Annotated in this window: 23 protein-coding genes; 20 read left to right on the forward strand and 3 right to left on the reverse strand. The window is 65.2% G+C overall.

The features are described 5' to 3' along the window. Positions 1-22 precede the first annotated feature (22 nt). The 7 genes from mihF to metK all read left to right on the forward strand — a co-directional run bounded on the left by mihF (position 23) and on the right by metK (position 6,572). Positions 23-343: an integration host factor, actinobacterial type gene (gene mihF, locus QYR03_RS01895; protein ID WP_259850701.1), complete on the forward strand. Its 321-nt coding sequence runs from the start codon at positions 23-25 to the stop codon at positions 341-343. Between the two features lie 3 nt (positions 344-346). After that, complete coding sequence (gmk, locus tag QYR03_RS01900; protein ID WP_259850703.1) at positions 347-937, forward strand: guanylate kinase; 591 nt, start codon at positions 347-349, stop codon at positions 935-937. A 6-nt stretch (positions 938-943) separates the two neighbouring features. Next, complete coding sequence (rpoZ, locus tag QYR03_RS01905) at positions 944-1,255, forward strand: DNA-directed RNA polymerase subunit omega (protein WP_259850705.1); 312 nt, start codon at positions 944-946, stop codon at positions 1,253-1,255. A 256-nt stretch (positions 1,256-1,511) separates the two neighbouring features. Then, positions 1,512-2,192 (forward strand): DUF3558 family protein, encoded by a 681-nt coding sequence (locus tag QYR03_RS01910; protein WP_301712386.1) that lies wholly within the window; start codon positions 1,512-1,514, stop codon positions 2,190-2,192. Between the two features lie 160 nt (positions 2,193-2,352). Further along, complete coding sequence (locus tag QYR03_RS01915; RefSeq protein ID WP_301978761.1) at positions 2,353-3,927, forward strand: hypothetical protein; 1,575 nt, start codon at positions 2,353-2,355, stop codon at positions 3,925-3,927. A gap of 77 nt (positions 3,928-4,004) precedes the next feature. Then, a complete protein-coding gene (gene coaBC / locus QYR03_RS01920) occupies positions 4,005-5,258 on the forward strand; it encodes a bifunctional phosphopantothenoylcysteine decarboxylase/phosphopantothenate--cysteine ligase CoaBC (protein WP_301712388.1) in 1,254 nt (417 codons plus the stop codon). 99 nt (positions 5,259-5,357) lie between these two features. Beyond that, positions 5,358-6,572, forward strand: a complete 1,215-nt coding sequence (gene metK, locus QYR03_RS01925; RefSeq protein WP_301712389.1) for a methionine adenosyltransferase — start codon at positions 5,358-5,360, stop codon at positions 6,570-6,572. On the opposite strand, the gene QYR03_RS01930 is transcribed toward metK, so the two are convergent. The 3 genes from QYR03_RS01930 to QYR03_RS01940 all read right to left on the reverse strand — a co-directional run bounded on the left by QYR03_RS01930 (position 6,569) and on the right by QYR03_RS01940 (position 8,955). Further along, positions 6,569-7,528 (reverse strand): hypothetical protein, encoded by a 960-nt coding sequence (locus QYR03_RS01930; protein WP_301712390.1) that lies wholly within the window; start codon positions 7,526-7,528, stop codon positions 6,569-6,571. The genes metK and QYR03_RS01930 overlap by 4 nt on opposite strands. Then, the gene (locus tag QYR03_RS01935) at positions 7,529-7,918 is read right to left on the reverse strand and encodes a hypothetical protein (protein ID WP_301712391.1); all 390 of its coding nucleotides are present in this window, start codon (positions 7,916-7,918) and stop codon (positions 7,529-7,531) included. A 98-nt stretch (positions 7,919-8,016) separates the two neighbouring features. Then, positions 8,017-8,955 carry a polysaccharide deacetylase family protein gene (locus QYR03_RS01940; RefSeq protein WP_301712392.1) on the reverse strand — a complete coding sequence of 313 codons (939 nt, stop codon included), beginning with the start codon at positions 8,953-8,955 and terminating at the stop codon, positions 8,017-8,019. 161 nt (positions 8,956-9,116) lie between these two features. On the opposite strand from QYR03_RS01940, the gene QYR03_RS01945 reads away from it, so the two are divergent. From QYR03_RS01945 to yvcK, 13 genes are all read left to right on the forward strand, one after another. Further along, on the forward strand, positions 9,117-11,144 hold the full coding sequence (locus tag QYR03_RS01945) for a primosomal protein N' (protein WP_301712393.1): 2,028 nt from the start codon (positions 9,117-9,119) through the stop codon (positions 11,142-11,144). Positions 11,145-11,184: 40 nt separating this feature from the next. Further along, positions 11,185-11,685 carry a peptide deformylase gene (gene def, locus QYR03_RS01950; protein WP_259850724.1) on the forward strand — a complete coding sequence of 167 codons (501 nt, stop codon included), beginning with the start codon at positions 11,185-11,187 and terminating at the stop codon, positions 11,683-11,685. Positions 11,686-11,711: 26 nt separating this feature from the next. Next, positions 11,712-12,638, forward strand: a complete 927-nt coding sequence (gene fmt, locus QYR03_RS01955; protein ID WP_301712394.1) for a methionyl-tRNA formyltransferase — start codon at positions 11,712-11,714, stop codon at positions 12,636-12,638. After that, positions 12,635-14,092 carry an RsmB/NOP family class I SAM-dependent RNA methyltransferase gene (locus QYR03_RS01960; protein ID WP_301712395.1) on the forward strand — a complete coding sequence of 486 codons (1,458 nt, stop codon included), beginning with the start codon at positions 12,635-12,637 and terminating at the stop codon, positions 14,090-14,092. Before fmt ends, QYR03_RS01960 begins: the two co-directional genes overlap by 4 nt. A gap of 9 nt (positions 14,093-14,101) precedes the next feature. After that, positions 14,102-14,764 (forward strand): ribulose-phosphate 3-epimerase, encoded by a 663-nt coding sequence (gene rpe, locus QYR03_RS01965; RefSeq protein WP_301712396.1) that lies wholly within the window; start codon positions 14,102-14,104, stop codon positions 14,762-14,764. Between the two features lies 1 nt (position 14,765). Then, positions 14,766-15,812 carry a bifunctional diaminohydroxyphosphoribosylaminopyrimidine deaminase/5-amino-6-(5-phosphoribosylamino)uracil reductase RibD gene (gene ribD, locus QYR03_RS01970; protein WP_301712397.1) on the forward strand — a complete coding sequence of 349 codons (1,047 nt, stop codon included), beginning with the start codon at positions 14,766-14,768 and terminating at the stop codon, positions 15,810-15,812. Further along, entirely contained in the window at positions 15,812-16,405 is a 594-nt protein-coding gene (locus QYR03_RS01975) for a riboflavin synthase (protein WP_301712398.1), read from the forward strand. The genes ribD and QYR03_RS01975 overlap by 1 nt, the downstream gene beginning before the upstream one ends. A gap of 5 nt (positions 16,406-16,410) precedes the next feature. Next, a complete protein-coding gene (locus QYR03_RS01980; RefSeq protein WP_301712399.1) occupies positions 16,411-17,658 on the forward strand; it encodes a bifunctional 3,4-dihydroxy-2-butanone-4-phosphate synthase/GTP cyclohydrolase II in 1,248 nt (415 codons plus the stop codon). A 74-nt stretch (positions 17,659-17,732) separates the two neighbouring features. Continuing rightward, entirely contained in the window at positions 17,733-18,251 is a 519-nt protein-coding gene (ribH, locus tag QYR03_RS01985) for a 6,7-dimethyl-8-ribityllumazine synthase (protein ID WP_259850737.1), read from the forward strand. Positions 18,252-18,262: 11 nt separating this feature from the next. Next, positions 18,263-18,844, forward strand: a complete 582-nt coding sequence (locus QYR03_RS01990) for a PH domain-containing protein (protein ID WP_259915599.1) — start codon at positions 18,263-18,265, stop codon at positions 18,842-18,844. Between the two features lie 12 nt (positions 18,845-18,856). Continuing rightward, on the forward strand, positions 18,857-20,944 hold the full coding sequence (gene uvrC, locus QYR03_RS01995) for an excinuclease ABC subunit UvrC (RefSeq protein WP_259850740.1): 2,088 nt from the start codon (positions 18,857-18,859) through the stop codon (positions 20,942-20,944). 35 nt (positions 20,945-20,979) lie between these two features. After that, a complete protein-coding gene (gene rapZ / locus QYR03_RS02000; RefSeq protein WP_259850742.1) occupies positions 20,980-21,855 on the forward strand; it encodes an RNase adapter RapZ in 876 nt (291 codons plus the stop codon). Between the two features lie 14 nt (positions 21,856-21,869). Next, entirely contained in the window at positions 21,870-22,868 is a 999-nt protein-coding gene (yvcK, locus tag QYR03_RS02005) for a uridine diphosphate-N-acetylglucosamine-binding protein YvcK (protein WP_301712400.1), read from the forward strand. Positions 22,869-22,888: the final 20 nt, after the last annotated feature.

The following is a 22,888-nucleotide window of genomic DNA, read 5'->3' on the forward strand; positions in this document are numbered from 1 at the left end:
CCTAACACATTGGAGGAACCCAGTGGCCCTTCCCGAACTGACCCCGGAACAGCGCCAGCAGGCTCTCGCTAAAGCTGCGGAAGCACGCAAGCAGCGTGCTGAGCTCAAGGCTTCCCTGAAGCGTGGCGACACCAACCTGAAGGACGTCCTCGCTAAGGCTGAGTCCGACGAGATCATTGGCAAGACCAAGGTCTCCGCTCTCCTCGAGGCTCTGCCGAAGGTGGGCAAGGTCAAGGCCCGCGAGATCATGGAGGAGCTGGAGATCGCCCAGACCCGCCGTCTGCGCGGCCTCGGCGACCGCCAGCGTCGCGCTCTGCTCGAGCGCTTCGGCTACGGGGAATAATCGGTGACAAACGTGAACGGGAAGGGCCGGCTGGTTGTTTTGGCTGGCCCTTCCGCCGTTGGTAAATCGACGGTGGTTCAGCGTCTCCGCGACAAGGTGGAGGACCTGTACTTCTCCGTCTCCATGACCACGCGTGATCCGCGCCCGGGTGAAGTGGACGGCAAGGACTACTTCTTTGTTTCCCGCGACGCGTTCCAGGAGCGTATCGACGCTGGTGAGATGCTTGAATGGGCCGATATTCACGGCGGTCTGCAGCGTTCCGGCACTCCCGCCGCACCTGTGCGGGAAGCCCTCGATGCCGGTCGCCCGGTGTTGGTCGAGGTTGATCTGGCCGGTGCGCGCAACATCAAGCAGATCATGCCGGAGGCCGTCACGGTCTTTCTCGCCCCTCCGTCGTGGGAGGTGCTCGTGGAGCGTCTCACCGGCCGCGCCACCGAAACCGAGGACGTGATCGCGCGTCGACTTCAAACGGCTCGTGCTGAGCTCGCCGCTCAGGACGAATTCGACGATGTCATTGTCAACAACGATCTGGATGAGGCTGTGCAGGGGATTAGTGATATTCTCTTGTGCGTCCAGCGTCCAAACAACGAATAGGTGTGAGTGAGCAACGTGACCAACGATCTGGCCAACACGGCGGAGGCCGCCGACGTCAACGAGCAGGTGTTCGACACGCCTGAGGGCATTACCGCCCCGCCTATTGATGAGCTGCTGACCAAGGTGTCTTCCAAGTACGCCCTGGTGATCTTCGCGGCCAAGCGTGCCCGTCAGATCAACAGCTACTACCAGGAGCAGGACGAGGGTGTGTTCGAGTTCATCGGCCCCCTGGTCACTCCGCAGCCGGGTGAGAAGCCGCTGTCCATCGCCCTCCGCGAGATCGAGCACGGTCTCTTGGAGCACGAGGAAGGCCAGTAACGCTTTTCGACGGCACCCTGCGCCGGCGCGGGTCGCCCACCATCACGGTGGCGCGGCCCGTTTTTTCATGCCCGCATTCTCTCCGTCGGCCTCTACTCACACCCGACGCGATCAAGGACGCAACCAAGGACGGACGAATGTCTACTGAAGTAGACATTGTTGGGTTACATTCCCGTTGAAAACATGTCATTCTTGTTCCTGTCGGCCAGCACCACTACGAACACAGGCGAATCCGCCGATACGGGGGACGGAGGATATGGGAAAGCGTCACGGCAGGATCAATGGTTGGGGGACCATTGCAGCCCGCGCGTTCTCTGCCGCACCGGGGGCTGTGTTGGTAGTGGCGCTGGCCGGCTGCTCGTCGGAACTGCAAGATCACGGCACACCCGCCGAGCTACCCGCTGGATCCGCCGCCGCTGACACCCAAACGTCAGCCCAAGCCCCGGCCGACGACGCGGACCGCCCCGCCTTCCATTTCGCAAGCGGCGACCTTGTCCTCGGCGACTTCAACTACGAGGACATCGCCGGCAACATCTTCAACCCCTGCGAGGAGATCTCCGCCGAGGAGTTCGCCGCGATCGGGTTTGAGAGCCGAGGTCGGAACAAACGGACACACATGAAGGACCTCAATTCCTGCTTTATGGACCTTCCTGGGGATACGAGTGGCCTCACGTATGTCTTGCTTGGTGGTTCAGCAGATCTAGCAAGGACGGTGGAGCAGGGAGCGTTGGTTGAGACCGGAGTATCGGATGTAGTGCCCGGTGTTTACGCATACGGACCAATCGGCATTGACGACGACATCTGCTATGCGGGCGTCGATACAGAGCGGGGCCAATTCGCAGTTGCTTCCGGAGTAGGCGGGGTCAGCGGGATTTACCAGCATGAAGAACTTTGCAAAGTATCGATCGAGATTTTAGAAGCGCTTTACAGACTCTAGAAAACAGGGGGGGAAAATGAAATTAGTAGTTTCCGATGTGCAGAATGCAATCGGGAAATTGAATGATGCCTCGGCCGCGTGTACCGACGGCAGATTTGGGTTTGGCTTCGGGAGTGACCAAACATTTTCGCAAGTTTCCGGTCTCGATAAGTCTGGCTCCATGCACAGCACGATTAGGGCGGATAGTGAGCCAGAAGCCACATTCGGGTTAGTTCAGCATTTCAACAACGCCGTGGACCTTCTTTCTGCTCAGCTGTTGGGGTACCAGATGGCGGACATGAGCTTCGCGGATGTGCTGGGCAGCGTGGGGCAGTCGGTGATGGGGAATAGCTACCAGGCGGTCATCGATGACGTGAGCACGGAGCACCCGGTGATCAATACGTTCGATGCCACCCGGCCGGTAGCGGGAAAACCGATGAGCTTGGACTCGCTGAACATGCAGCTCATCGCTACGGATGTGGTGTCGATGTCGGGGATGTCGGCGGACTGGGCGGACACCGCGGCGACGGTCGGGGAGGCGCTGTCCTTCATTCCGGGCGCCATCGCTGATCTTCAGGGGTCGGCGGAAACTGAGTCGATCTCCAGGGCGATCGAGAACCTCGGCCAAATTCAGACGGCGGGGACAGAGTACGCGGCGAACGCGTCGGCGTTGTCCGCGCACACAGCGAGTCTAGTCACCGTGACGGAAGCGAACGCGCTGCAGGTGGCCGCGGCATTGGCGGTGGCACGGTTAACCCCGAGCCCGGGTGTGGCGAAAGCGCTGGAGGAATCATTCCTCGCGGCATTCTCGCCGAAGCTGACCACCGAACTTGTGCCGGTGACGCCACTGTTCACACAGCTGCTGCCCGAGTTGGGGGCACCGAACGGTGCTGGGACGAACCAGTCAGGGCAGCTGGCGCCGAACGCCCCAGGCTTCGAGGACACTCCTTTGCCGAAGATCGTGCAGCAGGCGCTGTCGAACGCGGGGTACCGCGACTTAGCGTACGCATCGACACCAACGCAGGTCATTGAACAATTCGGACGGCCGAACCCGGACATGCTCCAGTCGATCGCGGCTGGCGCCACACCGACGCAGGCGGCGAGTGCGGCGGCACCGACGATGCCGCCGTCGCTGACAGGGATCACGGGCGGAGGTGCAGCCGGAACCGGTGGCGCACTGCCGGGTGGCGCTGGCGTGAACGGCATCGGACCGACAACAGGCCTGGCTGGTGTAGGCGGCGTGGCCGGCGGTGTGGGCAGTGCAGGAGCAGGCAACCTCAACGGACTGGCTGGCCCGGCGATGGGCGCGCTAGGCGGAGGACGCGGTGGGGCAGGAGCTGCTGGCGGGTTTGGAGGAATGCGCGGGGGCGCAGCCTCCGGCGGAGTCGGTGGTGCAATGGGAGCAGGGCGTCTCGGCGGGGCAGGATTCGGCGGTGGTGCAGGCGTCGGATTCGGCGGCCCGGGCGGAGGCTTTGCTGGATCGGCAACCGGTGGCCACGGTGGCGGAACGTTCGTCGGGACGGGTGCGTCCGGCGGCGGTAGCGCTGGGGCAGGTGCGCGTGGAGCGATCGCCGGTGGGCCGGGGATGTATGGTGCCGGGCAGCGCGGCGCCGGAGCGGCGAACAGGAAGCGGGGCAAGGTTCAGGCTGTGACCTCCTCTGTCGAGCGTGAAGGAAACCTGAAGGCGCTACTCGGCGAAGCACCGGAAGTCGTGCCCGGCGTGATCGGGGCGTGGGTGCGCCAACCGAACCACTAGTTGGAAGCACTAGTTGCCGGTGGATAAGCCCGGGCACGGTGAGTGAGACCCGAGGTCGGTGGGTAAGCTCGGGGGCCATGAGCCCAGAGCCCAGTGAGAACACCCGCAGCCCACGCAACGTCGTCGTCGGAGTCGCAGGAGGCATCGCCGCATACAAGGCCTGCCACCTTATCCGCGAATTCACCGAGGACGGAGATGATGTCCGGGTGGTTCCCACACCGGCGGTACTGAACTTCGTGGGCGCGGCGACCTTCGAGGCGCTGTCCGGAAACCCGGTCGATACAGACGTGTTCTCCCGCGTGGACGAAGTCCAGCATGTGCGCGTGGGTAAGGAAGCTGATGTGATTGTTATCGCCCCCGCAACGGCGGACACCATTGCGCGCATCGCCGCCGGTCGTGCGGATGATCTCCTGACCGCGACGGTCCTGGTGGCCACCTGTCCCGTGGTACTCGCCCCCGCAATGCATACGGAAATGTGGGAAAACCCCGCCACCCAAGACAACGTGGCCACGCTGCGTCGCCGCGGCGTGATCGTGCTGGAACCGGCGCACGGGCGGCTAACCGGCACAGACACCGGCGCCGGCCGGATGCTCGAGGCGGTACAGATCGCGGAGATGGCCAGGACGGTGCTTGAGGTTGGGCTGTTCACCCGGACACTGGAGGGCAAGAAGGTCGTCATCAGCGCGGGCGGAACGCAGGAGAATATCGACCCTGTGCGCTTCATTGGCAACCGCTCCTCAGGACGCCAAGGCTTCGCCCTCGCCGACATTGCCGCGCATCGCGGCGCGCACGTCACTGTCGTCGCCGGCGATACCGAATCGCTGGACACTCCACCGGGGGCGGAAGTCGTGCACGTCCGCTCCACCCGCGACATGCAAAAAGCCGTGGATGCGGCTGCGGCGGACGCCGACATCGTCATCATGGCGGCGGCGGTCTCCGACTACCGCCCGGAAAATGAAGCGACGTCGAAACTGAAGAAGGGCCAGTCCGACGATGCACTATCCAACCTGAGGATGGTGGAGAACCCGGACATTTTGAAGGAGCTCGTCGATAAGCGCGCTGCGGGGGAGACAAACGCGACCATCGTCGGCTTCGCGGCGGAGACCGACAACCCCCTCGAATACGGCAAGGCGAAGCTGGAGCGCAAGGGCGCGGACATGCTCATGGTCAACTCCGTCGCGGGCGGCGCGGTATTCGGGGAAATGCGCAACAGCGGTTGGCTGATCAACCGCGACGGGGATGTGGAGGAGATCGCCGACGGGCCGAAGCACGTGGTCGCCGCGCGGATCTGGGATGCGATTGAGGCGATGACTGTAAACACACGGAAATAGTGGCGTCTTTAGACAGCTTGGTCTATTGTTGGGTGCGCGCCGCGTATGACGCGTCTCAGAAGCACAGACAGCCGTCTAAGACAAAGGACCGACTTCACAATGATTGACCCCTTCTACCGCCTTTTCACCAGCGAATCCGTAACCGAAGGGCACCCGGACAAGATCTGCGATGCCATCTCCGACACAATCCTGGATGACATGCTCGCGCAGGACCCCCTGTCGCGTGTCGCCGTGGAGACGGTGGTGACCACCGGCCAGGTGCATGTGGTGGGAGAAGTGACCACGAAGGCATACTCCAACATCGCGAAGCTCGTCCGTGACAAGCTCGTCGAAATCGGCTTCATTTCCTCAGAGGTCGGATTCGACGGCCGCACCTGCGGCGTGAACATCTCCATCGGCGACCAGTCGGTGGAGATCTCCGACGGTGTGACCGACTCGCTCGAGGTGCGCTCCAACACCTCCACCGGTGAAGAAGATCAGTCCGGCGCCGGCGACCAAGGCCTCATGTTCGGCTACGCCACAGATGAGACACCGGAATTCATGCCGCTTCCCATCTCCACCGCTCACCGCCTATCCCGCCGCCTCACCCAGGTGCGCAAGGAGGGCATCGTGGAGGGGCTGCGCCCGGACGGCAAGACCCAGGTCACCTTCGCCTACGACGGCGACACACCGGTGTACCTGGACACCGTGGTCATCTCCACCCAGCATGACCCGGACTTCACCGGGGAGGCGCTCGAAGCTGCCTTGCGCGAGCACGTTCTGGAATGGGTGCTTGACGATGCCGGGCTGCGCCACTTCCTCACCCCCGACACCAAACTGTTGGTCAACCCGTCCGGTTCCTTCGTGCTCGGTGGGCCGATGGGTGACGCGGGACTCACCGGCCGCAAGATCATCGTGGACACTTACGGCGGCATGGCCCGTCACGGCGGCGGCGCATTCTCCGGCAAGGACCCGTCGAAGGTGGACCGCTCCGCCGCCTACGCCATGCGCTGGGTGGCCAAGAATATCGTCGCCGCCGGTCTGGCGAAGCGCGTTGAGGTCCAGGTGGCCTACGCCATCGGTCGTGCGACCCCGGTGGGCCTGTACGTGGAGACCTTCGGCACCGCAGCTGACGGCCAGACCAACGAGACGATTCAGCAGGCAGTGGAGAAGGTCTTCGACCTGCGCCCGTCCGCGATCATCCGTGAGCTGGACCTGCTGCGCCCGATCTACTCCGCCACCGCAGCCTACGGCCACTTCGGCCGCACTGACGTTGACTTCCCGTGGGAGGAAGTCAACAAGGCCGATGAGCTGAAGGCAGCCGCTGGCATCTAGTCCGAAAGGCGGGGCGGGGCAGAGTCTGTCGGCAGGGCAGATTCTGTCTCTGCCTGGGGCCCAGTCTCGGACCCGGTCTTTCCCTCCGGCGCGGGAGCGGCCTTGCGCTTTGCGCGCCATTGCTCCTTTTCTGCCTCGGACTTGCGGTAATTGCGCAGCGCGAGCACTCCGACGACGATGCCGACGAGGATCGGCATCCAGATCTTCGAGTACTCCATCACAACGCCCACCCACTCCGGCAGCGGCGGTAGGCGGGGCAGGTCGAGATTCGGGGTGGGCAACGTGGCCTGAGGAAGGTCGGGGACGGGCAGATCGACGTGGGGGAGAGTGATATCCGGCAGGTCCCAGTCCGGCAGGAATTGGGACAACCAGCTCAGGATGCGGCCGACCAACGGTCCGAGCACGATCACCGCGATTGCCCACCCCGCTTTGCCCACGCCTTCCAAAATCGGAATGGCCGTGCGCTTGACCGGACTGGACTGCATCATCTCCCGGCGCCGCTCGCCGCGGGAACCGGCGGGTGGGTCGAATTCGACCACAGTTGAGCCTTCCCGGAATTCGATCTGCAGGATGTCCTTGAAGGTGTTGACTTGCAAGCGCAGGTGTGGCTTTGAACGGTCGGTTCCCACGTTGAGGAAGGTTTGCAGCTTTTCTTTCTTACCCGGACCACGCAACGGGATCCGGTTCGAGCCCTGTTCAAGGGAGTCGTATTGGTGCTGCACTTCGCCGTCGACAAGCACCTGCAGGCGCAACGGCGGGTTGGAGCGGAGCTCACCGAGACGCTGCCACGGCTTCGCGTCGACGGGAGCGCGCTCGCCGGCGTCCGGGTTCTCCGCGAAGCGCTCCGGAAGCTCGCCGGGCCAGTCGGGATCTTCCGCGCGGAAGTCTTTGTCGAAGCCGGAGCGTACCTCAATGCGGCCGTAATCGGGGTGGTCGAGTACCCAGGTCTCTAGCACTTATTCCGCCCCATCCCCAGCAGTACCGGCGAGGAGTCCAGCAAGGTAATCGAAGGCCGCGGCGACGATCACAGCACCGATGAAATAGATCACTGTTCCGTCGTTGAAATACAGCAATTTCGCGAGCAGGAAGCCCACGCCCGCGAGAATCGGCAGCGACCAAGTGGGGCGGAATGTCCAGCCGTCGATGAAGCCGAACAGTGCTGCGGTGCCGAAGATCAAGCCGATGGACGGGATGGCCGCGTTGTCCTCGCCAACCGCGGGGATCAGGACGAGTGGTGCGAGCAGATACACCGCGATCATGACGTAGGGAGTGGCTTTCCGCCAGCCTTTACGTCCCCCTTTATGGGCTTGTTGCCTATCGACGTCTACCGCTACCGATTCACTCATGCCCCGAATGTATGTGAGCGGTGATGTAGGTACAACGGGTGTGGCCGTGTTCTTGCGCACACGGCCACACCCTGGTTTTTGGGGGTGGGGCGACTGCGTTAATCGGCCCGGGTGTAGGTGTGGCCCGGCACCGGCTGGATCATCTCGTCGAGAGTCACCGGGCGCAGACCCTTCGCCCGGAGTCCGTCGATAATGCACGCCGCGGCATCGACAGTGCTCGGGTGAATGTCGTGCATGAGGATGATGGAGCCGGCCTGTGCGTTGTCCACGGCGTTGCGGCAGGTGATGTCCGCGTTGCGGTTCTGCCAGTCGGCAGTGTCCACATCCCACAGTGCGAGGCTGAGTCCGCGCTCGCCGGCGATGGCCGCGACGCGGTCGTTGGTCGCACCGTAGGGCGGCCGCACCCAGTGCGGCTTGGAACCCAAAGCGGACTCGACGGCGCGGTTGCTCTCATCGAGTTCGCGGCCGACGCGGTCTTCGGAGATCGCGTTGAGCTGCGGGTGGTTGTAGGAGTGGTTCGCAACCACATGGCCCTCGTCGCGCTCACGGCGCAGGATGTCCGGGAACGCGTCAGCGTTGCTGCCGATGGTGAAGAATGTGGCCTTGACATCCTTGCTCTTGAGGATGTCGAGCAGGCGGTTAGTCGTTTCCGGCGACGGGCCGTCGTCGTAGGTGATGGCCACGGTGTTGGTGCATGCGGGCGGTGCTTCCGGCGGGCGCTTCTTGCGGCCGTTCGTGTCGAAGCACATCGGGGCCGCCTGGGGCAGCGGCTGCGTACGCGGCAGTGGGGTGCGCTGCACGGGGCGGAGTTCGTTGGGGATCGCTTTCTTCACGTCGGCGGGCAGGGCGTTGTAGGCCTGGCTCATGCCGTTCTGGATGCCCGAGTCGATGCTCTGGGCGGCCTGGGAACTCAGCGCCGCCGGTTCGGGTGCCAGGGACGGCCCCGGATTCGACGAGATCGGTGCCGCAGCCGCAGGGCCGGCGATAAGAGCGGAGGTGAACAGAGCTAATGAAGAAGCAACGAGGGAGCGTTTCACAGCAGGGCGCACTTTCGGACGACGGAGAATAGTTTGAAGCGAGTTGATTATGCGACGTGGGGCGCATTTTCGCAAGGATTCACACACCCTATTCGGTGGAAAAATTCAGCATTGCGCTCGGCCGCGATCCGGTGGTGGACGGGGTCATTAGACTCTGGTGCATGTCCGAGTCATCCCGCAGCGCCGTCGCGTCCGTCGACCCCGTCGTACGTGTGCTGCCGCTGTTGGGATTGGCGCACCTGGACCGGGCTTTCGACTACTTGGTCTCCGAGAAGCAGTCCGCTGAGGCGGTTCCGGGGGTGCGTGTCCGGATTCGTTTCGCCGGCCGTCTCGTGGATGCGTTGGTACTCGCACGCTCAGCTGAGTCCGAGCACGACGGTAAGCTCCGCTTCATCGAGCGCGTTGTCTCGCCCGAGGTGGTCTACCCGGAGCGGATGCGCGAGCTTGTCGACGCATTGGCCGACCGCTACGCCGGCACCCGCTCCGACATCATCCGCTCCGCGATTCCCGCCCGCCACGTCAAGGCCGAAGCCACCGACACGTCGACGCCCTGGGACGAACTAGGGACAACCGAGGAGCCGGATCTGTCAGGGTGGAGCGCATACACTCACGGGGAATCTTTCGTCGATGCTGTCGTCGGCGGAACTGTGGCGCGTGCCGCCTGGCAGATCGCTCCCGGTGATGACTGGGCGGACGCGCTGGCGTCGTTAGCCGCGAGAGTCGCCATAGGTGGCGGGGGAGTCCTCATCGTGGTGCCCGACCAGACGGAACTGGACAGAATGGACTTTGCGCTGCGCCGGATCGTCGGCCCCCGCCAGATCACCACGTTGACGGCGTCGCTGGGACCCCAGGCGCGCTACAGTCGGTTCCTGTCGATCCTCCACGGCCAGGGGCGCCTTGTTGTGGGCACCCGATCAGCCGCTTTCGCGCCTGTGGAGAACCTGGAGCTGGCGGTGGTCATGTTCGATGGCGACGATTCTCTCGTCGACCCCCGCGCCCCGTACACCCACGCCCGGGAGGTGTTGACTACGCGGTCGGCGGTGGAGAAGTGTTCCCTGATCGTCGGAGGCCATGCGCGCACGGCGGAGACCCAGCTGCTTGTCGAGTCGGGTTGGGCGCATGACCTGCTCGCCCTGCGCTCGACGTTGCGCACCCGCTCGCCCCGTATTCACGCCGCCGGCGACAGCGATTTCGAGCTCGAGCGCGACCCCCGCGCCGGTGCCGCACGACTGCCGTCGGTGGCTTTTGAAGCGGCCCGGCGTGCGCTCAGCGCAGATAAGCCGGTGCTTTTTCAGGTTCCCCGCGCCGGCTACGTGCAGTCGTTGGCCTGCGGCGTGTGTCGCACGCCGGCGCGTTGCCGAGCCTGCAACGGGCCGCTCGGACTCCCGTCGGGCAATGAGACAGCGGCGCCGACGTGCCGCTGGTGCGGGCGCATGGATAGCGCTTTCGTGTGTCCGAACTGCGGGTCCCACCGTCTTCGAGCGGTGGTGGTGGGCACCCAGCGCACGGCGGAAGAACTGGGACGGGCCTTTGCCCCTCAGAAAGTGGTCGCGTCCTGGGGCGAGCGGATACGCACAGAGGTGCCCGACGCCCCCGCGATTGTCGTTGCCACGCCGGGGGCGGAGCCGCACGTCGCTGACGGCGGCACGTATGGCGCGGTGATTTTGTTGGATACCTGGGCACTGCTCGGCAGGCCGGACCTGCGCGCGGCGGAGGAAACGATGGCGAAGTGGATGGCCGCCGCCACGCTCGCCGCCCCGCACGGCAAAGGCGGGGAAGTCGTCGTGGTGGCCGACGCGGCGCTTCCGGCGGTGCAGCACCTCATCCGCTGGGACGCGGCCGGGCACGCGGCGGCGGAGCTAGCCCAGCGCCGCGAGGTGCGTTTCCCTCCGGCGGTGCACATGGCCGCAGTCGACAGCCCGCGCGAGTCCCTCACCGATTTTCTCGAGCACATCGACCTGCCGCAGGAAGTGGACATTCTCGGCCCCGTCGACCTTCCCGCGGGTGTGGAACTGCCCGGGGAGTGGGATACCCGCGCTCATGGACACGCGCAGCGCGTGCTCATCCGCACTCCGCTGTCCAGCCGCACTGCGCTGGGCAAAGCGTTGCGCGCCGCGGCTGTGAACCGTGCGACCCGTAAGCAGGATCTTCCGCTGCGCATCCAGGTGAACCCGATGCACATCGGATAGCCCGCAGCGTTGCGGAGTGAGCTAAGTAGACTTGGGCGCCATGACCATCCGCCCCATCAGGATCTTCGGTGATCCGATTCTGAACACGCAGGCCACTCCCGTCGAGCGTTTCGACGACTCCGTCGTCTCTCTTGCGGCAGACATGCTCGAGACCATGGACGACGCCGGTGGTGTCGGCCTAGCCGCCAACCAGATCGGATTGGCCAAGCGCGTGTTCGTCTACGACTGCGACGGCATGCGTGGCGCTCTCATCAACCCGGAGTGGAAAGCCATCGACGATGTCGTGCAGATCGACGTCGAAGGGTGCTTGTCCATCCCGGATTTACAGGCGGAGGTGGCGCGCCACGAAACGGTCGTGGCCCGCGGTTGCGATGAGTTCGGCCGTCCGGTCACGTTGCGCGCCAACGGATTGCTCGCCCGGTGCATCCAGCACGAGACCGACCACTTGGACGGGGTGTTGTTCCTGCGCCGTCTGGAGCCGGAGGTGCGCAAGGAAGCGATGCAGATGATCCGCGGCATGGATTGGTACGCGGGCGAGTAGGCAGCGAGTAGGAGAGAGGTAGAGACATGCGTTTGGTTTTCGCGGGCACGCCGGAGCCGGCGGTTGTGGCGCTGGAGAAGCTCATCGCGTCCGAGCATGAAGTGGTGGCGGTGCTGACTCGCCCGGATGCCAAGAAGGGGCGCGGACGCACGCTGCACCCGTCGCCGGTGAAGGCCTTGGCCATGGAGCACGGTATTGAGGTGCTCACCCCGGAGAAGCTCAAGGGAAACGAGGAAGCGAAGGAAGCGCTCAACTGCCTCGCCCCGGACGCGATCCCGGTCGTGGCCTACGGCAACCTCATCCCGGAGGATTTTCTCGGCATTCCCACCCACGGGTGGGTGAACCTGCACTTCTCGCTGTTGCCGCGGTGGCGCGGTGCCGCGCCGGTTCAGGCAGGGATTCTCCACGGCGACGAGTACAGCGGTGCGACGACGTTCCGCATCGACGCCGGCCTGGACACGGGAGATATCCTCCAGCAGGAACCGGAGCTCATCCAGCCGTCCGACACGGCCGACGACCTGCTGACCCGGCTGGCCTATTCGGGCGCGGACCTGCTCGTGCGCACCATGGACGACCTGGCTACCGGCCACGCCACCTTCACGCCGCAGGAGGGGGAGGCGACGTACGCGCCGAAGATCAGCAAGGACGATGCCCGCATTGATTGGACGGCACCCGCCGAGCGCATCGACCGCGCCATCCGCGCCTACACCCCGGGCCCCGGGGCGTGGACCACGCTGGGAGGCGACCGCGTGAAGGTCGGCCCCGTCACCGTGGACCCGGAAGCAGGTGCGCTCGCTCCGGGCCAGGTCGCGGTGAGCAAGGACTCAGTGCACGTGGGCACCGGCACGGCCGCGGTCAGGCTGGACCGCATTCAGCCTCCGGGCAAGAAGATGATGGTCGCGGCCGACTGGGCACGCGGGCTGCAGGACAACGATGGAGTGGTATTCGAGTGAGCGGAGGATTCCGGTCGCGCACCAAGCGCGCGAAAGAGCAGGCTGAGCAAGAAGCGCTGCACGGCCCGAAGAAACGGGCGCCGCAGCGTGACGGCGCCACACGCCACCAGCCGTCGTCCTCGTCGCCCGACATCGGAGATGTCGCCCGCCAGGCCGCTTTCGATGCAGTGCTGAGGGTGGAGACCGAAGACGCGTTCGGCAACCTTGTCCTGCCGCAGATTCTGCGCGAGCGGCGCATCACGGGCCGCGACGCGGCGTTCGCCACTGAGATCGCCTACGGCACGCTGCGCACCATGGGTGTGCTCGACACGGTGGTCGCGGAGTGCTCTTCGCGTCCGCTCGCCGATCTCGACCCGGCGGTGCTCACAGCATTGCGGCTGGGTGCGTACCAGGTGTTGTTCACGCGTGTCGACGACCACGCCGCCGTCGATACCTCAGTCCGTCTCGCCGAGGCTGCTGGTGCGGGGAAAGCCAAGGGCTTCGTCAACGGGATTCTGCGCACCATCACGCGCACGACTCCCCGGGAGTGGATGGAAATGCTCGCCCCGGAAGGGGAGATCGCGGCCACGGCGTTCCGCACAGCGCACCCGGAATGGATCGCGCGGTCTTTCGCCGCAGTCGTCGGGGAGGATGAGCTCGAAGCGGCGCTGGAAGCAGATTCGCAACGCCCGATCGTGCATCTCGTCGCACGTCCGGGTGAGATGTCCGCAGAAGAGCTTGCACTGGTCACAGGTGGGGAGGAAGGCCGCTACAGCCCGTACGCCGTCTACCTTGCCGAGGGCGGCGACCCCGGATCGCTGGAGCCCGTGCGCGAGAAAATGGCCGCGGTGCAGGACGAGGGATCGCAGCTCATCGCCCGGGCCGTCGCGGAACTCGCTGTCACTGACGATGCCGGTCGATGGCTGGACCTGTGCGCGGGCCCGGGCGGTAAGGCGGCGCTCATGGGCTCGCTCGCTTCCATTGACGGTGCGGCCGTCGACGCGGTGGAGATCACCCCGACACGCGCCGACCTCATCCGCAAATCCACCGAGGGCCTGCCGGTCACAGTCCACGTCGCTGACGGCCGCGACTCGGGCCTTGAGCCGGGGTACGACCGCGTGCTCGTCGACGCCCCATGCTCCGGTCTTGGTGCCCTCCGCCGCCGCCCCGAGGCCCGCTGGCGCAAGAGTGAAGCGGACATTGCCGAGCTCACCGGGCTGCAGTCCGAACTCCTCGCATCGGCTGTGAAGCTCGCCAAGCCGGGCGGGGTCATTGTCTACTCGACGTGCTCGCCGGATGAGAGGGAGACGAGGAGAATCGTCGATAAGCAGCTCGCCCAAGGCGATGTCGAGGAGATCGACGTGCGCGGGGTCCTGCCGCAGATGGGCGACCTCGGGCCGCATCTGAGCGCGCAGATGTGGCCGCACCGCCACGGCACCGACGCGATGTTCCTTGCTGCCCTACGGAAGCGATAGTCTGGGGCCATGATCTACATTGCCCCGTCGATCCTCGCCGCCGACTACGCGAACCTCGGCGCGGACGTGCGCAAAGTGCCGTCCGCCGACCTCCTCCATGTCGACATCATGGACGGCCATTTCGTGCCTAACCTCTCCTTCGGTCCCGATGTGACCAAGGCCGTCGACGGGGTCACGGACCAGTTCCTCGACATCCACATGATGATCGAAGAACCGGAACGCTGGTTCGAGATCTACATCAAGGCCGGCGGCGACCGGCTGGTCTTCCACATCGAGGCCGCCGGCGACCACATCGCGGCGGCGAAGCAGCTGCACAATCTCGGGGTCCAGGCCGGTTTCGCAATCAAGCCCGGCACCCCGATCGAGCCGTACCTCGACGATCTCGAGCATTTCGAGCAGGTCATGATCATGAGCGTCGAGCCCGGTTTCGGCGGCCAGAAATTCATGCCGGAGGTGCTCGGCAAAGTCGCCGCTGCCCGTGAACGAATCGAGGAAGCTGGGTTGTCGACGATCATCGGCATCGACGGCGGCATCGCCTCGTCCACCATCGCGCTCGCCGCCGAAGCGGGCGTGGACGCGTTCGTAGCGGGTTCCGCCGTCTTCGGCGCCGAGGACCCGGCTGAAGCCGTCGAGACGCTGCGCGACCTCGCCCAGGCCGCCGCACAGCGCTAGCATGCCCGTCGAACGTATTCTGGAGATACCGCCCGCCGTTGAAGCAGCGGTGGTCGCGGCTGTGAACGCCGGCCAGTCCGTTCGCGGGACGACCAGCCCGAACCCGCCCGTCGGTTGCGCGCTTTTCGACGCCGCCGGCATCATCGCCACCGGCGCCACCGAGCCCGCCGGCGGACGTCACGCCGAACGCGTCGCCCTCGATGCAGCAAAGGCCGCCGACGCCGACGCAGACCGCATCCGTGGCGCGTCCCTGGCCGTGACCCTGGAGCCGTGCAACCATACCGGCCGCACGGGGCCGTGCACCGAAGCGATCGTGAACGCCGGGGTCGAGCACGTCTACTACGTCCACCAGGATCCGAACCCGGAGGCGCGCGGCGGTGCCGGTTACCTGCGCGCCCACGGCGTCCGCGTGACTCAGGTTTCGTACCCCGTCGACGGGTTGCTGCCGTGGCTCGATTCCGTCGTTCATGGGCGTGTCTCTGTCACCGCGAAATTCGCTGGCACCCTCGACGGGTTCACCGCCGCGCCCGACGGGACGAGCCAGTGGATCACCGGCCCCGAAACCCGCCAGTACGCGCACTACGACCGGGCAATGCGCGACGCGATCGTCATCGGAACGGGCACCGCGATCGCGGACAACCCGTCGCTGACTGCCCGCGACCGAGACGGGACGCTGTTGGGGAACCAGCCGCGGCGGGTGGTCGTGGGCAAGCGGAAAGTGCCGGAAGGAAATTTGACGCGTCTCGGCTTCGAGCAGTACGGCACCCCGCAGGAAGCGTTCGACGCCCTGTACGCCACGGGTGCGCGCGACGTGCTCGTCGAGGGCGGACCGACGCTCATGCGCAGCGTTTTCGAGCTCGATATCGTCGACCGCATCACCGCGTACGTCGCACCGGTGCTGCTCGGCGGCGGCCGCGGGCTGCTCGACGGGCCGGTGGCGGAGACCCTCGAAGCCGCCCTACGTTTCGACATGCATGACGCGTTCACGCTCGGCGGGGACGCAGTCATCGAGCTGCGCCGCCCGCACACTCAACGGAAGGACAACTGATGTTCACAGGCCTGGTGGAAGAAATCGGCACGGTGGAGAAGCTCGAGCGCCTCGACGACGCCGTGCGCCTGACAGTCCGCGGTCCCGCCGTCACCGCGGACGCGGTTGCGGGCGACTCGATCGCCGTCGACGGCGTGTGCCTGACCGTCGTCGACAACGATGGCGGTGCTTTCACCGCCGACGTGATGCGCGAGACTCTCGACCGTTCGCGTCTGGGCAGCTACGAGACTGGAAGCCGTGTCAACCTCGAGCGCGCGCTGGCTGCCGGTGCCCGGATCGGCGGCCACATCGTGCAGGGGCACGTCGATGGAGTGGGCGCGCTCGAGTCCCGCGAGTCCTCCGAGCATTGGGACGTTCTTCGCTTCACCCTGCCCGCCCAGCTGGAGAAGTACGTGGTGGAGAAGGGATCCATCGCCATCAACGGCACGTCGCTGACCGTGTCCGCCGTGGGGGAGAGGTTCGTGGAAGTCTCGCTCATCCCGACGACGTTGCACGAGACAACCTTCGGCGAGCTCTCCGTGGGCGACCGGGTCAATTTCGAGGTCGATGTCGTAGCCAAATACGTCGAGAAAATGGTGGGGGGCTACCATTAGCTCCCATGACGGACACCCTGCGACTCGATTCAGTTGAAGACGCTGTTGCGGCGGTCGGCCGCGGTGAAGCGGTCGTGGTGGTGGACGACGAAGACCGCGAGAACGAAGGCGACCTGATCTTCGCCGCCGAGCACGCCACCCCCGAACTCGTCGCGTTCATGGTGAGGTATTCCTCCGGCTACATCTGCGTGGCAATGGAGGACGAGGCGGCCACCCGCCTGGAGCTGCCTCCTATGGTGGCTGTCAACGAAGACGCGCGCAGCACCGCCTACGCCGTCACTGTCGACGCGGCCACCGGCACCACCGGTATTTCAGCGCGTTCCCGTGCGGAGACAATTCAGCGTCTCGCCGACCCGGCGCGCACCGCCGCTGATTTCACCCGCCCGGGCCACGTTGTTCCGCTGCGCGCCCGCCGCGGCGGAGTTCTCGTGCGCGACGGGCACACCGAAGCATCGGTCGACTTGGCCCGCCTGGCCGGGTGTCAGCCAGCCGGCGCATTGTGCGAGATCGTCTCCGAGGACGACCCGACGGACATGGCGCGCGGGGAAGAACTCCGCCGTTTCGCCGACGAGCATCGGCTGAAGATGATTTCCATCGCCCAGCTCATCGCGTACCGCCGCCGCACCGAACGCATTGTCGAGCGTGTCGTGGAGACATCGCTGCCGACCACGTACGGCCCCTTCACGGCGTACGGCTACAAATCGCTTATCGACGCCTCCGAGCACATCGCCCTCGTCACCGGCGATGTCGCCGGCGGAGACGAAGTATTGGTGCGCGTGCACTCTGAATGTCTGACCGGCGATGTCTTCGGCTCCCTGCGGTGCGACTGCGGGCCGCAGCTGCACGAGTCCATGCGCCTCATCCAGGAGGCCGGTCGCGGCGTGATCGTCTACGTCCGCGGCCACGAAGGGCGCGGCATCGGGCTGGCGGCGAAACTTCAGGCTTACCGCCTCCAAGAGGAGGGGTTGGACACCGTGGACGCCAACGTCGAGCAGGGGTTGCCGGTGGATGCGAGGGAATATTCCGTCGCCGGCCAGATTCTCGCGGATCTCGGCGTGGCCTCCATGAACTTGCTGTCCAACAACCCGGACAAGGTGGAGGCGCTGAGCGGCTACGGCCCGGTTGTGTCAGGCCGGACCCGCGTCGAGATCGTGCCCTCGCACGAGAACATCGCCTACCTCCGCACCAAGCGCGACCGGATGGGGCACGATCTCCCTTCAGTCGATGAGTGGGATGTGACGTATGGCAACTAGGATCGACTCTCAGAGTCGCACGGCCGTCGCGTAGGATTGAAAACTGGCGCAAACATCTTCCATAAGGAGCAACCATGATTTTCGGAGCACCCGACTCTTCCCCTGACCATCTCGATGCGGAAGGCATGCGTGTCGCCGTCGTCGGCACCGAGTGGAACGCGGAGGTCGTGGACATGCTGACCAAGCGCGCAGTCGAAACGGCCGAGGCCGCTGGCGCAGAGGTCCAGATCTTCACGGTGTCCGGCGCGATGGAGCTTCCACTGATGGCCCAGGCAGCCGCGAAGCGCTTCGACGCTGTGGTCGCCCTCGGCTGCGTCATCCGCGGCGAGACCCCGCACTTCGACTATGTGTGCCGCGCCGTCACCGATGGCCTGACACGCGTCACCCTCGACTCTTCCGTCCCCGTCGGCAACGGCGTTCTCACCGTGGACACCTACGATCAGGCTGTGGCCCGCACCGGTGGCCCGAACGCCCGCGAGGACAAGGGTGCTGAGGCCATTGCAGCTGCCATCGGTGCAGCCAATGTCATGCGCGACATTGAGCAGTTCCCGCTGATGAAGCTCACCCACGGCGACGCTCACGACGCTTGGTAGAGAAGCGGGACATGGACGGTTTGGGTACAAGCGCGCAAGGCACGCAAGGCGCAGAGGACGCACGGGCACACGGCCCCGTTGGCGCAACCGCCAACGACCGCGATGTCGCTTTTTTCAACGCGCTCGACCCCCACGCCGTCACCTCGTCGAAGCCGTGGGAGATCGAGATCGTCTCGCATTTCCTGCGGCGTGTCGCCGTCGTCGCCGTCGTCGTGATCATGGCGGCCCACATCTTCGCCGGTGTGGTGGTGGACGATGAGTTCACCGGGGCGGCGATCACGACCGTCGATAAGTTCGCTTTCCCGGCGATCGGCCTGATTTTGTCGGTCTGCGTGTGGTTGGCGCTTTCCCGCCCGCGTGTGCGCGCCAACGAAGACGGCGTGGAAGTGCGCAACATCATCGGCACCCGCTTCTACCCGTGGGTCGTCATCTATGGGCTGTCTTTCCCACGCGAATCCCGCATGGCGCGACTCGAGCTCCCCGAATTCGAGTACGTTCCGCTCTGGGCGATCCAGTCGGGGGACAAGGAACGCGCGATCGAATCCGTCAAGGCATTCCGCCGGCTCGAAGCCCGCTATATGCCGGAAGACTAGGGCGGAGACGCTGTGGTCAACCCGGCAACTTACCGCCCCGCGCCCGGCACGATTCCGACCGAGCCCGGGGTGTACAAATTCCGCGACGGCGCCGGCCGCGTCGTCTACGTCGGCAAAGCAAAGAACCTCCGCGCGCGCCTGAACAACTATTTTCAGCCGCCTGCACAGCTGCACCCCCGCACACGCCAGATGGTGTTCACCGCCTCCAAGGTGGAGTGGACCGTCGTAGCCAGCGAAGTGGAAGCGCTGCAGCTCGAGTACACGTGGATCAAACGCTACGACCCGTGGTTCAACGTCATGTACCGCGACGACAAGACGTATCCGATGCTCGCGGTCAGCGTGGGGGAGAAGTACCCGCGCGCATTCTTCTACCGGGGGCCCCGCCGAAAAGGCGTGCGTTATTTCGGTCCGTTTTCCCACGCGTGGGCGGTGCGGGAGACGCTCGACCTGCTCACCCGCGTTTTCCCGGTGCGCACCTGCTCGAACGGCGTGTTCAACCGCCATGAGCAACTCGGGCGTCCGTGCCTGCTGGGGTACATCGACAAATGCTCGGCACCCTGCGTTAAGCGTATCGACGAGGCCTCCTACGACGAGACCGTCGCTGGCTTCATGGCCTTCATGTCCGGCCGCACTGACGCCGTGGTGAAGGATCTCACCGCCCAGATGATGGAGGCCAGCGAGAACCTCGAATTCGAGAAGGCGGCGCGGCTCCGCGACGATCTCGGCGCTGTCAACAAGGTCATGGAGCGCCAGACGGTCGTGCTCAGCGTCGACACTGACGCGGACATCATCGCCTTCGACACCGACGAACTCGAGGCGGCAGTGCAGATCTTCGCCGTCCGGGAGGGACGCATCCGCTCCCAGCGCGGGTGGGTCGTGGAAAAGACCGGCGACGAGCCCGGATCAATGGAGAGGTTGGAGGAAGGCCAAGCCGATCCCGCGTTGCCCGCCCTCATGCAGAACTTCCTCATCCAGCACTATTCCGACGCGGTCGAGCGCATGCGGCAGGAGAGAGCGGAGGACGAGCGGCTGGCCGCCCAGAAGGTCCGCCGCCGCGGCGTGGACCAGGAGTCGCACGAAAAGGTCCGCCCCGCCATGCCCATCCCCCGCGAGATTCTCGTCCAGGTCATGCCCGACGAACCCGAAGAGACCCGAGAGCTCCTGGAGAAACTGCGCGGCGGCCCCGTCGATTTCCGTGTTCCCCAGCGCGGCGACAAGAAGGCCCTCATGGAGACCGTGCAGCGCAATGCCAAGGAATCCCTGCGCCAGCACAAACTCAAGCGCGTCGGCGACCTGACCGCGCGTTCACAGGCACTCCAGGACATCCAGGACGCGCTGGGCACGGACGAGGCTCCGCTGCGCATCGAGTGCACCGACATCTCCCATATCCAGGGCACCGATGTCGTGGCGTCGCTCGTCGTCTTCGAGGACGGACTGCCCAAGAAATCCGATTACCGGCGCTACCGCATCAAGGAAGCGGCAGGCGATGGACGCAGCGACGACGTCGGCTCCATCGCGGAGGTCACCCGCCGCCGTTTCAAGCGCCACACCGAAGATAAGCTGGCAAACCCGGAAGACCCGGATGTCGACGGGACGGCCTTCGAGGACGAGGAAGAGCTCACCGACGGAACCACCGTCGAGAGCACCGGCAACAAACGCTTCGCCTACCCGCCCCAGCTGTTCATCGTCGACGGCGGCAAGCCCCAAGTCACAGCCGCCCAGAAGGTCTTCGACGAACTCAGCGTCGTCGATGTCACCCTCATCGGCCTCGCCAAGCGCCTCGAGGAGATCTGGGTGCCCTACGACGATGAGCCGCTCATCCTGCCCCGCAACTCCGAGGGCATGTACCTACTCCAGCAGATCCGTGACGAGGCCCACCGCTTCGCCATCACCTACCACCGCCAGCAACGGTCCAAGCGCATGCGCGCCTCGGCCCTCGACGGCATTCCAGGTCTCGGCCCCGCCCGCCGCAGCGACCTCGTCAAGCACTTCGGCAGTGTGAAGAAGCTCAAGGCCGCCAGCGTCGAGGACATAACGGAGGTCAACGGAATCGGCCCGAAACTCGCGCAGACGGTGTACGACCATCTGCGGGAAAGCTGACGTCGGCAAGCGCGTGATTGGATACGATGGGGCACATGCCGACCCCAACTGAGCTGCGACCCGTCATCATCACAGGACTATCCGGCGGTGGACTGTCCTCGGCCGCGAAGGTCTTCGAGGACAAGGGCTATTTCGTGTCCCAAAACCTGCCGCCCCAGCTCATCCTGGAACTGATGGATCTCGCTGCCACTAAGGGTTCGCCCGTGGACAAGCTCGCCGTGGTCACAGACGTGCGTGCCCGCATCTTCAAGGGCTCGCTGATGGAGATGATCGACGGTGCGCGCGAACGAGGCTTCAACCCGTTCATCCTCTACCTCGAGGCGCGTGACGACGTCTTGATCAAGCGCTTCGACAGCGTCCGCCGCACGCACCCGCTGCAGGGGGACAACCCGCTCAGCGTCGGCATCGCACGCGAACGCGCCGAACTCGCCCGGGTGCGCGACACCGCCGATGTCATTATCGACTCGTCGAGCCTGTCCGTTCACGACCTCCGCCGGGCGATCGAAGCGTCTATCGGCGACCTCGGGTCGATGAAGCAGCACGTCACCATCCAGTCTTTCGGTTTCAAGCACGCTTCACCACGGGACGCCGATCTCATTTTCGATGTCCGCTTCTTGCCCAACCCGTACTGGATCGAGGAACTGCGGCATTTCCGCGGCGTGGACCGCCCGGTCAGCGACTACGTGCTCTCCCAGCCGGGGGCGAATGAATTCATCGACAACATTGTCGGGCTCCTGTCGTCGATGATGGATGGGTACAAGCACGAAGGGAAGGACTTCGTCACCGTCGGCATCGGCTGCACCGGTGGACACCACCGTTCCGTCGCCGTTGCCGAAGAAGTCGGGCGCAGACTCGCGCAACGCGCAGGCCTCGACGTCTCCGTCATGCACCGCGATCTGCAGCGCAATTAAAGGAGACCGCGAAAATGACTCAACTGCGCATCACCAGTCTCGGCGGCGGCCACGGCCTGCACCAGACTCTTCTCGCCGCCAAGATCGTCGCTGGTATTTCTCCCGAGGACGTGCAGGACCCGGAGAACTACGCCGTCAACGCAATCGTGACAGTCGCCGACGACGGCGGTTCCTCCGGCCGACTGCGGCGCGAGCTCGCCGTAGTTCCACCGGGCGATCTCCGCATGGCGATGGCAGCGTTGACCCCCGACACCGATGAGGGCCGCCTGCTGCGCGACGCGCTCCAGCACCGCTTCGGTGGCAACGGCGCCATGGCCGGCCACGCAGTCGGCAACCTCATCATCGCCGGCCTCACAGAGATGACCGGCAGCATCCAAGGCGCCCTCGACAGCGTGGGGAACTGGGTTGACGCCTCGGGCCGTGTGCTGCCCGTCGCGCTCGAACCGCTCGAAATTGAGGCGGAAGTCAGCGGGCTCGACGACGATCCTCGTGTCCTCCGTTCCGTCCGCGGCCAGGTCGCCGTCGCCACGACACCCGGCTCGGTCCGGCGCGTTCGCTTGCATCCTGGTTCTCCGGCAGCCAACCCAGCCGCAGTGGACGCCATCATGAATGCCGATGTGGTCACCATCGGCCCCGGATCGTGGTTCTCCTCTGTGATCCCGCACCTGCTCGTCCCCGAAATCGTGACGGCGCTGAACGAGACCGAGGCTGCCGTTGTAGTCATCTTGAACCTCTCTCCCGAAGCGGGGGAGACACCCGGCTTCACCACCGAGCGCCACATCCAAGTTTTCAACCAGCACGCACCGAAGTTGAAAGTCGACATGTTCCTCGTCGATGAGGCCATTGATTTTTCGGAAGGGGAGAGGGCGTACCTCGAACGGTCGGCCGAGCAGAATGGCGCGCGCCTGGTCTTCGCTGATGTCCGCGAGACCGATGCCTCGGGCGGGCGCACAAACAGGCACGCCCCAGAGAAACTGGCAGCTGCCATCACCGCGGTAATGGACACAAACTAAACTATCCAGCAGCTGGGACT

The organism is Corynebacterium sp. P4-C1 (genome assembly GCF_030503595.1).
In the GTDB taxonomy this organism is placed as follows: domain Bacteria; phylum Actinomycetota; class Actinomycetes; order Mycobacteriales; family Mycobacteriaceae; genus Corynebacterium.

What these genes read in the sequence shown, in the direction of transcription:
- QYR03_RS01910 (WP_301712386.1), top strand. Translation starts at nt 1,512, where the DNA reads ATGGGAAAGCGTCACGGCAGGATCAATGGTTGGGGGACCATTGCAGCC.
- QYR03_RS01915 (WP_301978761.1), top strand. Translation starts at nt 2,353, where the DNA reads ATGCACAGCACGATTAGGGCGGATAGTGAGCCAGAAGCCACATTCGGG.
- coaBC (WP_301712388.1), top strand. Translation starts at nt 4,005, where the DNA reads ATGAGCCCAGAGCCCAGTGAGAACACCCGCAGCCCACGCAACGTCGTC.
- metK (WP_301712389.1), top strand. Translation starts at nt 5,358, where the DNA reads ATGATTGACCCCTTCTACCGCCTTTTCACCAGCGAATCCGTAACCGAA.
- QYR03_RS01935 (WP_301712391.1), bottom strand. Translation starts at nt 7,918, where the DNA reads ATGAGTGAATCGGTAGCGGTAGACGTCGATAGGCAACAAGCCCATAAA.
- QYR03_RS01945 (WP_301712393.1), top strand. Translation starts at nt 9,117, where the DNA reads ATGTCCGAGTCATCCCGCAGCGCCGTCGCGTCCGTCGACCCCGTCGTA.
- def (WP_259850724.1), top strand. Translation starts at nt 11,185, where the DNA reads ATGACCATCCGCCCCATCAGGATCTTCGGTGATCCGATTCTGAACACG.
- fmt (WP_301712394.1), top strand. Translation starts at nt 11,712, where the DNA reads ATGCGTTTGGTTTTCGCGGGCACGCCGGAGCCGGCGGTTGTGGCGCTG.
- rpe (WP_301712396.1), top strand. Translation starts at nt 14,102, where the DNA reads ATGATCTACATTGCCCCGTCGATCCTCGCCGCCGACTACGCGAACCTC.
- ribD (WP_301712397.1), top strand. Translation starts at nt 14,766, where the DNA reads ATGCCCGTCGAACGTATTCTGGAGATACCGCCCGCCGTTGAAGCAGCG.
- QYR03_RS01975 (WP_301712398.1), top strand. Translation starts at nt 15,812, where the DNA reads ATGTTCACAGGCCTGGTGGAAGAAATCGGCACGGTGGAGAAGCTCGAG.
- QYR03_RS01980 (WP_301712399.1), top strand. Translation starts at nt 16,411, where the DNA reads ATGACGGACACCCTGCGACTCGATTCAGTTGAAGACGCTGTTGCGGCG.
- ribH (WP_259850737.1), top strand. Translation starts at nt 17,733, where the DNA reads ATGATTTTCGGAGCACCCGACTCTTCCCCTGACCATCTCGATGCGGAA.
- QYR03_RS01990 (WP_259915599.1), top strand. Translation starts at nt 18,263, where the DNA reads ATGGACGGTTTGGGTACAAGCGCGCAAGGCACGCAAGGCGCAGAGGAC.
- rapZ (WP_259850742.1), top strand. Translation starts at nt 20,980, where the DNA reads ATGCCGACCCCAACTGAGCTGCGACCCGTCATCATCACAGGACTATCC.
- yvcK (WP_301712400.1), top strand. Translation starts at nt 21,870, where the DNA reads ATGACTCAACTGCGCATCACCAGTCTCGGCGGCGGCCACGGCCTGCAC.